At 56.1% G+C, this 13536-nt stretch carries 14 protein-coding genes; 7 read left to right on the plus strand and 7 right to left on the minus strand.

Features of this window, described 5'->3' with window-relative positions:
* The first annotated feature begins 76 nt into the window (after positions 1-76).
* The gene (gene tldD, locus ACR809_RS02380; RefSeq protein WP_004144958.1) at positions 77-1522 is read left to right on the plus strand and encodes a metalloprotease TldD; all 1446 of its coding nucleotides are present in this window, start codon (positions 77-79) and stop codon (positions 1520-1522) included.
* A 35-nt stretch (positions 1523-1557) separates the two neighbouring features.
* Here tldD and aaeR read toward each other — a convergent pair whose 3' ends face one another.
* Positions 1558-2487 carry an HTH-type transcriptional activator AaeR gene (gene aaeR / locus ACR809_RS02385; protein WP_002918641.1) on the minus strand — a complete coding sequence of 310 codons (930 nt, stop codon included), beginning with the start codon at positions 2485-2487 and terminating at the stop codon, positions 1558-1560.
* A gap of 131 nt (positions 2488-2618) precedes the next feature.
* Between aaeR and aaeX the strand changes: the two genes are divergently transcribed.
* The 4 genes from aaeX (at position 2619) to ACR809_RS02405 (ending at position 6090) form a co-directional block, all read left to right on the plus strand.
* Complete coding sequence (gene aaeX / locus ACR809_RS02390; protein WP_002918640.1) at positions 2619-2822, plus strand: p-hydroxybenzoic acid efflux pump operon protein AaeX; 204 nt, start codon at positions 2619-2621, stop codon at positions 2820-2822.
* 7 nt (positions 2823-2829) lie between these two features.
* Positions 2830-3762 carry a p-hydroxybenzoic acid efflux pump subunit AaeA gene (gene aaeA / locus ACR809_RS02395; protein ID WP_002918639.1) on the plus strand — a complete coding sequence of 311 codons (933 nt, stop codon included), beginning with the start codon at positions 2830-2832 and terminating at the stop codon, positions 3760-3762.
* 5 nt (positions 3763-3767) lie between these two features.
* Positions 3768-5735 (plus strand): p-hydroxybenzoic acid efflux pump subunit AaeB, encoded by a 1968-nt coding sequence (gene aaeB / locus ACR809_RS02400; protein WP_002918632.1) that lies wholly within the window; start codon positions 3768-3770, stop codon positions 5733-5735.
* A gap of 79 nt (positions 5736-5814) precedes the next feature.
* Complete coding sequence (locus ACR809_RS02405) at positions 5815-6090, plus strand: barstar family protein (protein WP_002918629.1); 276 nt, start codon at positions 5815-5817, stop codon at positions 6088-6090.
* A gap of 50 nt (positions 6091-6140) precedes the next feature.
* Here the strand turns inward: ACR809_RS02405 and yhcN-B are convergent, their stop codons facing one another.
* The 3 genes from yhcN-B to argR all read right to left on the minus strand — a co-directional run bounded on the left by yhcN-B (position 6141) and on the right by argR (position 7615).
* Positions 6141-6407, minus strand: a complete 267-nt coding sequence (yhcN-B, locus tag ACR809_RS02410) for a DUF1471 family stress response protein YhcN-B (protein WP_002918627.1) — start codon at positions 6405-6407, stop codon at positions 6141-6143.
* 98 nt (positions 6408-6505) lie between these two features.
* Positions 6506-6769 carry a peroxide/acid stress response protein YhcN gene (gene yhcN, locus ACR809_RS02415; protein ID WP_002918626.1) on the minus strand — a complete coding sequence of 88 codons (264 nt, stop codon included), beginning with the start codon at positions 6767-6769 and terminating at the stop codon, positions 6506-6508.
* Positions 6770-7144: 375 nt separating this feature from the next.
* Positions 7145-7615, minus strand: coding sequence for a transcriptional regulator ArgR (gene argR / locus ACR809_RS02420; protein ID WP_002918625.1), 471 nt, complete (start codon positions 7613-7615; stop codon positions 7145-7147).
* 414 nt (positions 7616-8029) lie between these two features.
* On the opposite strand from argR, the gene mdh reads away from it, so the two are divergent.
* Positions 8030-8968, plus strand: coding sequence for a malate dehydrogenase (gene mdh / locus ACR809_RS02425; protein ID WP_002918570.1), 939 nt, complete (start codon positions 8030-8032; stop codon positions 8966-8968).
* Positions 8969-9104: 136 nt separating this feature from the next.
* Here mdh and degS read toward each other — a convergent pair whose 3' ends face one another.
* From degS to zapG, 3 genes are all read right to left on the minus strand, one after another.
* Entirely contained in the window at positions 9105-10163 is a 1059-nt protein-coding gene (gene degS, locus ACR809_RS02430) for an outer membrane-stress sensor serine endopeptidase DegS (protein ID WP_002918568.1), read from the minus strand.
* 87 nt (positions 10164-10250) lie between these two features.
* A complete protein-coding gene (gene degQ / locus ACR809_RS02435; protein ID WP_004174125.1) occupies positions 10251-11618 on the minus strand; it encodes a serine endoprotease DegQ in 1368 nt (455 codons plus the stop codon).
* A 173-nt stretch (positions 11619-11791) separates the two neighbouring features.
* Positions 11792-12190 carry a Z-ring associated protein ZapG gene (gene zapG, locus ACR809_RS02440; RefSeq protein WP_002918565.1) on the minus strand — a complete coding sequence of 133 codons (399 nt, stop codon included), beginning with the start codon at positions 12188-12190 and terminating at the stop codon, positions 11792-11794.
* A 190-nt stretch (positions 12191-12380) separates the two neighbouring features.
* On the opposite strand from zapG, the gene zapE reads away from it, so the two are divergent.
* Positions 12381-13508, plus strand: coding sequence for a cell division protein ZapE (zapE, locus tag ACR809_RS02445; protein ID WP_004144945.1), 1128 nt, complete (start codon positions 12381-12383; stop codon positions 13506-13508).
* Positions 13509-13536: the final 28 nt, after the last annotated feature.

The following is a 13536-nucleotide window of genomic DNA, read 5'->3' on the forward strand; positions in this document are numbered from 1 at the left end:
CGGGAATTGCCGCAATCTCAATAGATAGCCTTCTGTATTTCCGCCTGTCAGGCGGCAACAAACGAGTAGCATAACGATGAGTCTGAACCTGGTAAGTGAACAATTACTGTCGGCAAATGGCCTGAATCATCAGGACCTGTTTGCCATTCTTGGTCAACTGACCGAGCGCCGCCTCGATTACGGCGATCTCTATTTTCAGTCGAGCTATCACGAATCCTGGGTTCTGGAAGACAGCATCATTAAAGATGGGTCGTACAATATCGACCAGGGCGTAGGCGTGCGCGCCGTCAGCGGCGAAAAAACGGGCTTTGCCTACGCCGATCAGATCAGCAAACTGGCGCTGGAGCAGAGCGCCCAGGCGGCGCGGACCATTGTGCGCGACACCGGCAATGGCAAAGTGCAGACCCTCGGCGCCGTAGAGCATCGTGCCCTGTACACCAGCATCGACCCGCTGCAGAGTATGACCCGGGAAGAGAAGCTGGATATTCTGCGCCGGGTAGACAAAGTCGCCCGGGCGGCGGACCAGCGGGTGCAGGAGGTTTCAGCCAGCCTGAGCGGGGTGTATGAGCTGATCCTGGTCGCCGCCACCGATGGCACTCTGGCCGCCGACGTTCGTCCGCTGGTTCGTCTTTCCGTCAGCGTGCTGGTGGAAGAGGATGGCAAGCGTGAGCGCGGCAGCAGCGGTGGTGGCGGGCGTTTTGGTTATGACTATTTCCTCGCCTCCCAGGAGGGCGACGTGCGGGCCGATGCCTGGGCGAAAGAAGCGGTGCGCATGGCGCTGGTCAACCTCTCGGCGGTCGCCGCCCCTGCGGGGATGCTGCCGGTGGTGCTCGGCGCCGGCTGGCCTGGCGTCCTGCTGCATGAAGCGGTCGGCCATGGGCTGGAAGGCGATTTCAACCGGCGTGGCACCTCGGTCTTTAGCGGCCATATGGGGGAATTAGTCGCCTCTGAGCTGTGCACCGTAGTGGATGACGGCACCATCGCCGATCGCCGTGGCTCGGTGGCCATTGATGACGAAGGGACGCCGGGGCAATACAACGTGCTGATCGAAAACGGCATTCTGAAAGGCTATATGCAGGATAAACTCAACGCGCGCCTGATGGGCGTCGCACCGACCGGCAATGGCCGACGTGAGTCGTATGCCCATCTGCCGATGCCGCGTATGACCAACACCTATATGCTGGCGGGCCAGTCGACGCCACAGGAGATTATCGAATCGGTCGACTACGGTATCTTTGCGCCTAACTTCGGCGGCGGGCAGGTGGATATCACCTCCGGTAAATTCGTCTTTTCCACTTCCGAGGCCTATCTGATCGAAAAAGGGAAGGTCACGAAGGCGGTGAAAGGGGCCACGCTGATTGGCTCCGGCATTGAGACCATGCAGCAGATTTCGATGGTGGGCAACGACCTGCGCCTGGATAACGGCGTCGGCGTCTGTGGCAAAGAGGGCCAGAGCGTGCCGGTGGGCGTCGGCCAGCCGACCCTGAAGGTCGATAACCTTACCGTCGGCGGCACCGCCTGATCCTGACCTGGTTCCCGGCGCTGCCGGGAACCGCCTCACCGGGCGATCCCGCGCCCGTGCATGCCCTGATAGATCTTCGCCACGTCGACAAAATACTCCGTCAGATAGTTGATACAGACCTGCACTTTCAGCGGCAGTTTATCCTTTTCCGTATACAGGGCGTAGACCGGTCGCGGATCGGACTGATAGCTGGGCAGCAGGATCTCAAGCTCACCGCGGTTGATCTCTTCGATCGCCCACATTAACGGTACATAGGCGATACCCACCCCGGCGGTTAGCCAGCGCACCAGCGTCATAGGGTCGTTGGTCACGAAGCGCCCCTGCGGGGTCAGGCGGGTCGAGATCCCTTCCGGCGCGATAATGACAAACTCATTGTCCGGCCGCACGCTATATTCCAGCCAGGCATGTCCGGCAAGGTCGGCCGGTTTCTCTGGATTGCCAGCCTGCGCCAGATAGCTTTTAGCGGCGCATAAAACCATCGGCATTGAGCCCAGGCGGCGGGAAAAAAGGCTGGAATCCTGCAGGGCGCCCACGCGGATCACCACGTCAAGGCCGTCGGCGATCAGGTCTGGCGCAGGTATGCCGGTGACCAGATTAACAGAGAGCCCGGGGTATTCTTTGAGCATTTTCGCCGTTATGCGCGCCAGAACATTCTGTGCCATAGTTGAAGAGCAGCCGATGCGCAGCGTCCCGATGGGGGTATTGTTAAATGCGTATAATTGCTCATGGACATCCTGCGCTTCAAACAGCATCCTACGGCAGCCCTGGTAATAGATTTTACCTGCTTCAGTTAAGCCAAGGCTGCGGGTGCTGCGGTTGAGCAGCTTTACCTGCAGTTCATCTTCCAGTTTGGCGACAGTCTGACTGATCGAGGAAACGCTCATCTGAAGCTGGCGGGCCGCTGCGGTGAATGAACCTAATTCGACCACTTTGGCGAAAACGGACATGCGTTTTAATCGTTCCATTATTCACTCTGGCTTAAAAGTGATTTAGATCACACATTGTAGATAATGCGGCAATCGTTACGTTAATATATTGTTAGCTACATAATAAACGCATCTGCTCACTACCTGTACGCTTCTTATTCAAGGTCATCATGAGTCTGTTTCCTGTCATCGTGATTTTCGGCTTATCGTTTCCGCCGATCTTCTTCGAGTTGCTTTTGTCGCTGGCTATCTTTTGGCTGGTGCACCGACTGCTGGTTCCGACCGGCATTTACGATTTTGTCTGGCACCCAGCACTGTTTAATACGGCGCTCTATTGCTGCCTTTTTTATTTGATATCGCGCTTGTTCGTTTGAGGTTGATGTGAAAACACTTACAAGAAATATCCTCCGTACTGCCATTACCGTGATACTGGTCATTCTGGCCTTCGTGGCGATTTTCCGCGCCTGGGTTTATTACACCGCCTCGCCGTGGACGCGTGATGCGCGCTTTAGCGCCGACATTGTGGCGATTGCCCCCGACGTCTCCGGGCTGATTTCTCAGGTAAACGTCAAGGATAACCAACTGGTTAAGAAAGACCAGGTATTGTTCGTTATTGACCAACCTCGTTACCAAAAAGCGCTGGCGCAGGCGGAAGCTGATGTCGCCTATTATCAGACGTTAGCTCAGGAAAAACGCGTCGAAGCCGGTCGGCGTAATAAGCTTGGCGTACAGGCGATGTCGCGGGAAGAGATTGATCAGGCGAACAACGTACTGCAAACCGTTGAACATCAGCTGGCGAAAGCGGTGGCTAGTCGCGACCTGGCCAGGCTAGATCTGGAGCGGACGGTCATTCGCGCCCCTGCGGATGGCTGGGTGACTAACCTTAACGTCTACACTGGGGAATTTATCACCCGTGGCTCCACGGCGGTGGCGCTGGTGAAAGAGAATACGTTTTACGTCATGGCCTATCTGGAAGAGACCAAACTGGAGGGCGTCCGTCCAGGCTATCGTGCGGAGATTACCCCGCTGGGCAGCAGCAAAACCATTAAAGGGACGGTGGACAGTATCGCTGCGGGGGTGACCAACGCCAGCAGCAGCAGCGACTCGAAAGGGATGGCCTCGGTCGACTCCAACCTTGAGTGGGTGCGTCTGGCGCAGCGTGTGCCGGTGCGTATTCGCCTCGATCACCAGCAGGGGAATCTGTGGCCATCGGGCACCACGGCGACGGTAGTGATCACCGGTCAAGAAGATCGTGATACCAGCCAGGCCAACTTCTTCCAGAAACTGGCTATGCGCCTGCGCGAATTTGGTTAATCGCTATGGGGACATATACCATTGCTCCCCGGCATCTCCGCTTTGCCATTAAGCTTGCATGCGCGGTGGTGCTGGCGCTGTTTGTCGGTTTCCATTTTCAGCTCGAAACGCCGCGCTGGGCGGTACTGACGGCAGCGATCGTCGCCGCCGGGCCGGCCTTTGCTGCTGGCGGCGAACCGTACTCCGGCGCGATCCGCTATCGCGGTATGTTGCGTATTGCCGGGACCTTTATTGGCTGTATTGCGGCGCTGGTTATCATCATCCTGATGATCCGCGCGCCTCTGTTGATGATGCTGGTCTGCTGTCTGTGGGCCGGGTTTTGTACCTGGGTTTCGTCGCTGGTCAAGGTCGAAAACTCCTATGCCTGGGGGCTGGCCGGGTACACCGCGCTGATTATCATTATTACCATCCATACCAATCCGATGCTGGCGCCGCAGTTTGCTGTCGAACGCTGCAGCGAAATTGTCATCGGTATTGTCAGCGCCATCGTCGCCGATCTCCTGTTTTCGCCGCGTTCGATTAAAAAAGAGATCGACCTCGAGCTCGATAATCTGCTGATTGCACAGTATAAGCTGATGCAGTTATGCGTCGCGCACGGTGAAAAAGAGGAAGTGGATCAAGCCTGGGGAGCGCTGGTACGCCGCACTACGGCGCTGGAAGGTATGCGTAGTAACCTGATTATGGAATCCTCACGCTGGGCAAAGGCCAATCAGCGCCTGAAGGCGATCAACACCCTTTCGCTAACCCTTATCACCCAGGCTTGCGAAACCTATCTGATTCAGAACTCACGCCCGGAAATGGTCACGGACGACTATCGCGAGCTGTTCGCCGAGCCGGTTGAGACGGTGCAGGATGTTCACCAGCAGCTGAAGCGCATGCGCCGCTTCCTGACCTGGAAAGGCGAGCATAATACCCCGGTCACGATTTATAGCTGGGTGGGCGCCGCCACGCGTTACCTGCTGCTTAAGCGCGGCGTGGTGGGGAATACTAAAATCAGCCGTATCGAGGATGGCGTGTTGCGCGGCGAAACGGTGGTTAAAGTGGAGTCCGCCGAACGTCATCACGCGATGGTGAACTTCTGGCGCACCTCTGTCTCCTGTATTCTCGGAACGCTATTCTGGCTGTGGACGGGCTGGACCTCAGGCAGCGGCGCGATGGTAATGATCGCCGTGGTTACCGCGCTGGCGATGCGCCTGCCGAATCCCCGAATGGTGGCGATAGACTTCCTCTATGGCACCCTGGCGGCGTTACCGTTGGGCACCTTGTACTTCCTGGTGATCATGCCGGCGACGCAGCAGAGCATGCTGTTGCTTTGCATCAGCCTGGCGGCGATGGCGTTCTTTATCGGGATCGAAGTGCAGAAAAGGCGTCTCGGATCGCTGGGGGCGCTGGCGAGCACCATCAACATTCTGGTGCTGGATAATCCGATGCAGTTCCAGTTCAGCCAGTTCCTCGATAGCGCGCTGGGGCAGATCGTCGGCTGTTTCCTCGCTCTGATGGTTATTCTTATTGTCAGGGATAACTCCCGGGCCAGAACCGGTCGGGTGCTGCTGAACCAGTTTGTCTCCGCGGCGGTCTCTTCGCTGACCACCAACTCGGCGCGTCGCAAAGAAAATCATCTGCCCGCGCTCTATCAGCAGCTGTTTTTATTACTCAATAAATTCCCAGGTGACGTCGCCCGTTTCCGTCTGGCGTTGACGTTAATCATCGCCCATCAGCGCTTGCGCGATGCGCCCGTGCCGGTGAATGACGATCTCTCCGCCTTCCATCGTCAGCTGCGACGAACCGCGGACCATGTGATCTCCGCCGGCAGCGATGATAAGCGTCGGCGCTATTTTACCCAGCTGCTGGCGGAGCTTGATGTCTATCAGGAGAAGCTGCGGGTCTGGGAGGCCTCGCCGCAGGTTACCGAGCCGGTACGGCGACTGGTTGAGATGTTGCATAAGTACCAGCATGTGCTGACCAGCAGCTAACCCATAAACCGACGCCCAGGCGTCGGTTTTTTTATCGCTATACTTAACGGCGACAGAAAGAGAAGCGGGAGGGGCTGTCATGACCACCTATACGTTTGATTTTGACGAAATCGCCGAACAACAGGATTTCTACCGGGAGTTTTCCCGAACCTTCGAGCTGGCTCAGGATAAGGTCAACAACCTGGATTCGCTATGGGACGCAGTGACCGGTGGCCTGCTACCGCTGCCGCTGGATATTGAGTTCATCCATTTAAATGACAAGCAGCGCCGGCGCTTTGGCGCATTGATTTTATTGTTTGATGAAGCAGAGGAAGAGCTGGAGGGGGAGTTGCGTTTTAATGCCCGACAAGCATAAAAAAGCCCCCGGCAGGCGGGGGCAAGTCGTCGAAATAAGACGACGAGGGTTTATTTGTACAGCTCAGCGGTGGCGTGCCAGCTATCGCCGGTACGTGCTTCAATAATACGGTAGCTGCTGGCGCCTTCTTTCTCGGCTTTAGCCGCCAGTTCCTGACGCATGTCCATTGGCGCACTACCTACCTGGGATACGGAGATGGTGCCCATGGATTGCAGATTTTGGGCTTGCTCTGCGTTCACTTGCTGGACAGCCGCGCTGGCACCGAAAGAGAGAAGGGAAGCCAGGCCAAGGGATGCGATGATCATTGCGCGTTTCATAATCTTTACTCCAGTCTTTGTTTTGCCGCGGCGGGGCGATGTATGTCGCCGGGCCGCGGTAGAGAATTTTTGTCAGGTTAATCGTTGACGTCTAAAACTTATTTATACAGCTCAGCAGTGGCATGCCAGTGATCGCCAGTGCGGGCTTCAATAATGCGGTAAGAAGAAGCCCCTTCTTCCTGCGCTTTTTTGTTCAGCATTTCATGCATATCCATCGGGGAAGATGCTACCGCGCCGACGGAAACCGTGCCGATGGCCTCGCGGCCCTGGGCCTGCTCGCTGTTGATAATATCAGCGGCGAAAGCGCCAAACGACACGACGGACAGGATGCTGATAGCAGCTACAGTGGTTTTGATTTTCATGATGTTCACCTCGTCGAATCTTTTTGTTGGGGGTCTTTGTTTCGTGACCCTCATCACAAAACCAAGTATACACTAATCACTAAAAATATTAATACCATGCTAATTGTTTTGTGCGTTAATAGTTACAATAGATTGCGCTTTTTATAACGGATAAGAATTAAAAATGACACGTTAGCGACAGCGATAAGATTTATTTCTAATAAATTCATAAAGGTATACGAATTTGATCTTTTGTGCGTTTTACGATTTTCGCGTTAGTAAAAGAACGTATAGACGGCGTAAATGACACTAAGTGTTAAATAGTTGTTGTGCCGGAAGGGGGGAGAGGCAAAAGAAAAGGGAGTCGCCCTCTGACGGTAGCCAGAGGGGAATTACTCAGAGTTCCTGCTCAAACAGAACCAGAATGGCGTCGTGCAGATCTTTCACCGTAAAACCGCGCGCAGGCGTGGTAAAGATGGTGTCATCCCCGGCGATACTGCCAAGAATGCCTTCCGCTTTGCCCAGCGAGTCGAGAAGACGGGCGATCAGCTGCGCGGCGCCGGGGCTGGTATGAATCACTACTACGGCATCGTTATAGTCGATATCCAGCACCAAATTCTTCAGCGGGCTGGAGGTGGTCGGTACCCCAAGCTCGGCAGGCAAGCAATAGACCATTTCCATTTTGGCGTTACGGGTACGCACCGCGCCAAATTTGGTGAGCATGCGGGAAACCTTCGATTGGTTGATATTCTCGAAGCCCTCTTCCTGCAGCGCCTGGACGATCTCTCCCTGCGAGCTGAATTTCTCTTCTTTAAGCAGCGCTTTAAACGCTTTAACCAGTTCTTCTTGTTTTGCCGAACTTCGCATAAGTCACCCAGATTATGGTGGTAAAATCAACATCATTATGCATAACCATGAATTTTTATGCAAATAATCCGCGAAAGGATAGGTCAATAATGTTATGAAGGGGGCATATTTTAGCAAAAAAACCGTATAAGGAACATGTTCTCATCACAACGCTTAAAGCCATGTAAAAGTAAATGAAATGTTATTGAGTTGGTGTTGTTTTGCGCAACTGGCTGGGTGTATTGTAACCAATAGTCGATCCGGTACTTCGCTTTGCTGGATGGTCAGTCAGGAAGCATAAAGTGCGCCGCTGTTCTATTGCTACGCACAATAATGCATTCTTCAGCCATAATCATTGTAATTGTTCATCTTGTGAATTAAGGTCCAGGCGACGGAATAACGAAAGACTAAATTAACCATAATAAGGAGTTTAGGATGAAAGTTGCAGTCCTTGGCGCTGCCGGTGGTATCGGCCAGGCGCTTGCCCTACTACTTAAGACCCAACTGCCTTCAGGTTCAGAGCTCTCGTTGTACGACATCGCTCCGGTTACGCCGGGCGTGGCGGTAGATCTAAGTCATATCCCCACAGATGTAAAAATTAAAGGATTTTCCGGTGAAGACGCTACTCCGGCGCTGGAAGGCGCGGATGTAGTGCTGATCTCCGCGGGCGTGGCGCGTAAGCCCGGCATGGATCGTTCCGACCTGTTTAATGTGAATGCGGGTATCGTGAAGAACCTCGTGCAGCAGATTGCCAAAACCTGCCCGCAGGCCTGCATCGGCATTATCACCAACCCGGTGAATACCACCGTGGCTATCGCCGCCGAAGTACTGAAAAAAGCCGGCGTGTACGATAAAAACAAACTGTTCGGCGTTACCACGCTGGACATCATCCGTTCCAATACCTTTGTGGCGGAGCTGAAAGGTAAATCGGCAACCGAGGTGGAAGTCCCGGTCATTGGTGGTCACTCCGGGGTCACCATTCTGCCTTTACTGTCGCAGATCCCCGGCGTCAGCTTTAGCGATCAGGAAATTGCCGACCTGACTAAACGTATTCAGAACGCCGGTACCGAAGTCGTGGAAGCGAAAGCGGGCGGCGGGTCGGCGACCTTGTCGATGGGCCAGGCGGCTGCCCGTTTTGGTCTCTCTCTGGTTCGCGCCATGCAGGGGGAAAAAGGCGTGGTGGAGTGCGCCTACGTGGAAGGCGACGGCCACTATGCGCGTTTCTTCTCCCAGCCGCTGCTGCTGGGGAAAAACGGCGTGGAAGAGCGACAGTCTATCGGCAAACTCAGCGCCTTTGAACAGCAGGCGCTGGAGGGCATGCTGGACACCCTGAAGAAAGATATCGCGCTCGGCGAAGACTTCGTCAACAAGTAATCTCGCCCTAACAGAAGAGCCGGAACCGCTGTTCCGGCTTTTTATTGTCCAGCATTCATGGAAACCGGGTTTCTGGTCAGATTCCCGGCCGGTCCGGTATTTAGCGATTAACGTGGCTCCCCAAACGGGGAGCCGTTTAGTTGGTGGCCGGGTATTCCTGGACGGCGATATGGAGCGTGATTTTCTTATCATCACGCATGATGACCACCGGAATTTCCGATCCCGGGCGGATCTCGGCCACCTGATCCATCGTCTCCAGTGCCGAGACGGCGGGTTTGTCATTCACGGAGATGATTACGTCGTTGGCGCGGATCCCGGCTTGCGCCGCTGGACCGTCCGGGGCGACATCGTTAACGACGATCCCCTGAATCTGATCGATCCCTCCGCCCTGCGCGTGCAGCGGGGCGATCTCCCGGCCGCTAATGCCGATATAGCCGCGGATCACCCGGCCATCGCGGATCAGTTTATCCATAATTTTGGTCGCTAACTGGAACGGGATCGCAAAGCCAATGCCTTCCGGCGTTTCGCCGTCATTGCTCTTGTCAAAGGAAAGGGTGTTAATCCCCATCAGCTCGCCGAGAGAGTTCACCAGCGCCCCGCCGGAGTTACCGTGGTTGATCGAGGCGTCAGTCTGCAGGAAGTTCTGGCGGCCGGTCGGATTGAGGCCAATGCGCCCTGTGGCGCTGATAATCCCCTGGGTGATGGTCTGCCCCAGGTTATAAGGGTTGCCAATCGCCAGCACCACGTCGCCGATGTGCGGCGTGCGTTTCGGATTGATCGGGATCACCGGCAGCCCGCCGGTAGCATTGATCTTGAGCACGGCGAGATCGGTGAGGGAATCGGATCCTACCAGCAGCGCTTCGAAGACGCGGCCGTCCTGCAGGGCGACGATAATCTGATCGGCATCGTTGATAACATGCTTGTTGGTCAGGATATAGCCGCGCTGATCCATAATCACCCCTGAGCCAAGCGTCAGCTGATTATGGCTGGTGCTGTTCAGGGCGCGGTTATAGACGTTCACCACGGCGGGCGCCGCGCGGCGCACCGCGGCGTTATAGCTCGCCGGGGAGTCGTCTGCCGTATCGTTCTGGGTAGTCGGCGCCAACTGCCACTGGCGCAGCGAGGGCATCAGGGCCAGCAGCAGACCCCCGACAAGCAAACCGATGAGTACTGAACGTAATAACTTTCCAGGCATGATGCAGATATCGTTAATGAATGGTCAGGCGCAGCATAGCATGAGTTGTCCGGACATCGCACATGGCGGCGATGCCCGGAGAGACAATCAGCGCAGCAGCAGATAGATGCTTTCGTTGCCGCGGATCACGTTCAGGGCGATGACCGGCGGTTTGCCTTCGAGCGCTTTGCGCAGTTCGGCAATCGAGTGAATACGCTGCCGGTTAAGGCCAATGATAATGTCATCCTTATGCAGACCGACCTGGGCGGCGGCGCTGCCTTTATCCACATTATCGATCACCACTCCTTTGGTGCCATCTTTCATCTGGCCGTCGCTGAACGAGGCCCCCTGCAGCGCCGGGATAATCAGTTCCGCGCTGGCGGTTGAGGAGGTGCTCTTATCCAGGGTCACTTCGACATCGACCGGCTTTCCATCGCGCAGCAGGCCCAGTTTGACCTTGGTACCCGGCTCGGTGGTGGCGATCCGCGAACGCAGTTCGGCGAAACTGTTCAGCGGTTTGCCGTTCAGACTCACGATGACGTCCCCGGATTTAATCCCCGCTTTGGCGGAGCCGGAGTTTGGCAGGACTTCACTGACGAAGGCGCCGCGCTGAACGTTGAGATTCATCGCTTTGGCGATGTCGGCGCTCATTTCCATGCCTTTAATGCCCAACAGGCCGCGCTTGATTTCGCCAAACTGAATAAGCTGGTCGGCGAGGGTTTTCGCCATATTGCTTGGAATGGCAAAGCCGATGCCGATGCTGCCGCCGCCCGGCGCGAGGATCGCGGTGTTGATCCCGATAAGCTCGCCGTTGAGGTTCAGCAGCGCGCCGCCGGAATTGCCGCGGTTAATCGAGGCGTCGGTCTGAATGAAATTCTCCAGCCCTTCAAGGTTCAAGCCGCTGCGGCCAAGGGCAGAGATAATGCCGGATGTGGCGGTCTGGCCAAGGCCGAACGGGTTGCCGACGGCGACGGCGAAGTCGCCGACGCGAAGTTTATCAGAGTCAGCAATGGCGATTTGCGTCAGGTGGTCTGGCTTAATCAGCTGCAGCAGAGCGATATCGCTCTGTTCATCGCTCCCGACCAGTTTGGCATCGAACTCACGGCCATCGTTCAGCTGGACGCTGATCTTCTGCGCCTGATTGATGACGTGGTTATTGGTCAGCACATAGCCTTTCGCCGCGTCGATGATAACGCCGGAGCCGAGCCCTTCAAACGGCTGCGCCTGCTCCTGCGGGGCGTTATCGCCAAAATATTTTTTCAGCTCTTCCGGCATATTGAGCGTCGGCGAGGCGGTGCCTTCCACCTGTACGCTAACTACCGCCGGCAGAACCTTTTCCAGCATCGGCGCCAGGCTTGGTAACGCGCCCTGGCCGGGCACCTGAGTCGGTAAGGATGCCGCTGCCGGAGGCAGGACCGACAACGATAACCCAATGCTTAACGCTAACGCACTCAACAGCAAAGTCTGTTTCTTCATTAGATGCTGGCTCTCGTAACCTGAGGTGTATGGAAAAATGTCCTGAATAACCTGATGTTATTGAATTTTTGCACAGGTAACAACGTGGGGACTGGTTTAAATTGTAGCCGGGAAGTGGGGGAAGGAGCGGGCGCGACGGGCGCGCCCGGAGAATATTTTAATCGCAGCGAGGCTTAATCGCGTTTTGCGCCTCCGCGCAGTAAACCGGATGCGCCCTCGGAGTAGTCGCGCGGCATCTGGACCGGCGCCTGATCGTTACTGGCTTCAGACTCTTCCAGACGGTTGCGGAACGGGTTGGCGTCTGCCATCGAGTCCGGCAGCAGGTTGTTAGAGCTTTTCGCCATATGCTGATATAGCTGACGATAGTCGTGCGCCATGTTATCCAGCAGTTCGGCGCTACGCGCAAAGTGGCTCACCAGCTCTTCACGGTACTCTTCAAGCTCGGCTTTATTCTTTTCCAGTTCGTACTGCAGCGCCTGCTGTTGGCGCAGTTTGCGGTTGCCGAAACGCATGGCGACGGCACCAATGATGATACCGACGACTAACCCAATTAGCGCGTATTCCCAGGTCATGAACATCTCCCGTTGTATTGTGGTTCCGTAGGGTGGCTCTTAGGCTCTCCGCCTGCGCCCGATAGTGCCACTATAACCGCTAATTCCACAGAAGTGGAATCCTGGCGTATCATCGCGTAGTGTAGAACGGCCTTTTTTTCGTCAATCGTGAGCTTCGGCATTACGGTTTTCAAGGAATAACAATTAGATCATGCAAAGCCTGTCTCCAACATCGCGTTACCTTTTAGCCCTGAAAGAGGGCAGCCATCAACCCGACGACGTCCAGCAAGAAGCGGTGAGCCGCCTTGATACCATTTACCAGGAACTGCAGACGCAGCCCGCGCCGGTCGCGTCAGGCGGCGGTTTGCGCGCGAAATTCGGCAAACTGCTGGGTAAGCGCGAGCCGGCTGCCGGGACGGCACCTGTCCGCGGCCTATATATGTGGGGCGGCGTGGGGCGAGGCAAAACCTGGCTGATGGACCTGTTTTACCAGAGCCTGCCGGGCGAGCGTAAACAGCGCCTGCATTTCCATCGTTTCATGCTGCGCGTACACGAAGAGCTGACCACCCTGCAGGGACATAGCGACCCGCTGGAGATCGTCGCCGACCGCTTTAAAGCGGAAACCGACGTGCTCTGTTTCGACGAGTTTTTTGTCTCCGATATTACCGACGCCATGCTGTTGGGCGGGCTGATGAAAGCCCTGTTCGCCCGCGGCATCACCCTGGTGGCGACCTCCAATATTCCGCCGGATGAACTCTATCGTAATGGCCTGCAGCGGGCCCGTTTTCTGCCGGCGATCGACGCCATCAAGCAGCATTGCGATATTATGAACGTCGATGCCGGCATCGATTATCGACTGCGTACCCTGACGCAGGCGCACCTGTGGCTGTCGCCGCTGAATAACGACACCCGCGAACAGATGGATAAACTGTGGCTCGCGCTGGCGGGCGCGCCGCGCGCTGCCGGGCCGACGCTGGAGATTAACCATCGCGAGCTGCCTACCCTCGGCGTAGAAAACCAGACGCTGGCGGCGTCATTCGCCACGCTATGCGTGGATGCGCGCAGCCAGCATGACTATATCGCGCTCTCCCGACTGTTCCATACGGTGATGCTGTTCGACGTGCCGGTGATGACCGCGCAGCTGGAGAGCGAGGCCCGCCGCTTTATCGCTCTGGTGGATGAGTTCTACGAGCGCCATGTAAAGCTGGTGGTCAGCGCGGCAGTACCGCTGTACGACATTTACCAGGGCGAGCGGCTGAAGTTTGAGTTCCAGCGCTGTCTCTCGCGTCTGCAGGAGATGCAGAGCGAAGAGTACCTCAAACGTCCGCATATGCCCTGACAGGTGACTTTTTCAGGCGGATTCAGGG

Source organism: Klebsiella sp. CD33 (assembly GCF_051992865.1).
Taxonomy (GTDB): Bacteria; Pseudomonadota; Gammaproteobacteria; order Enterobacterales; family Enterobacteriaceae; genus Klebsiella; species Klebsiella pneumoniae.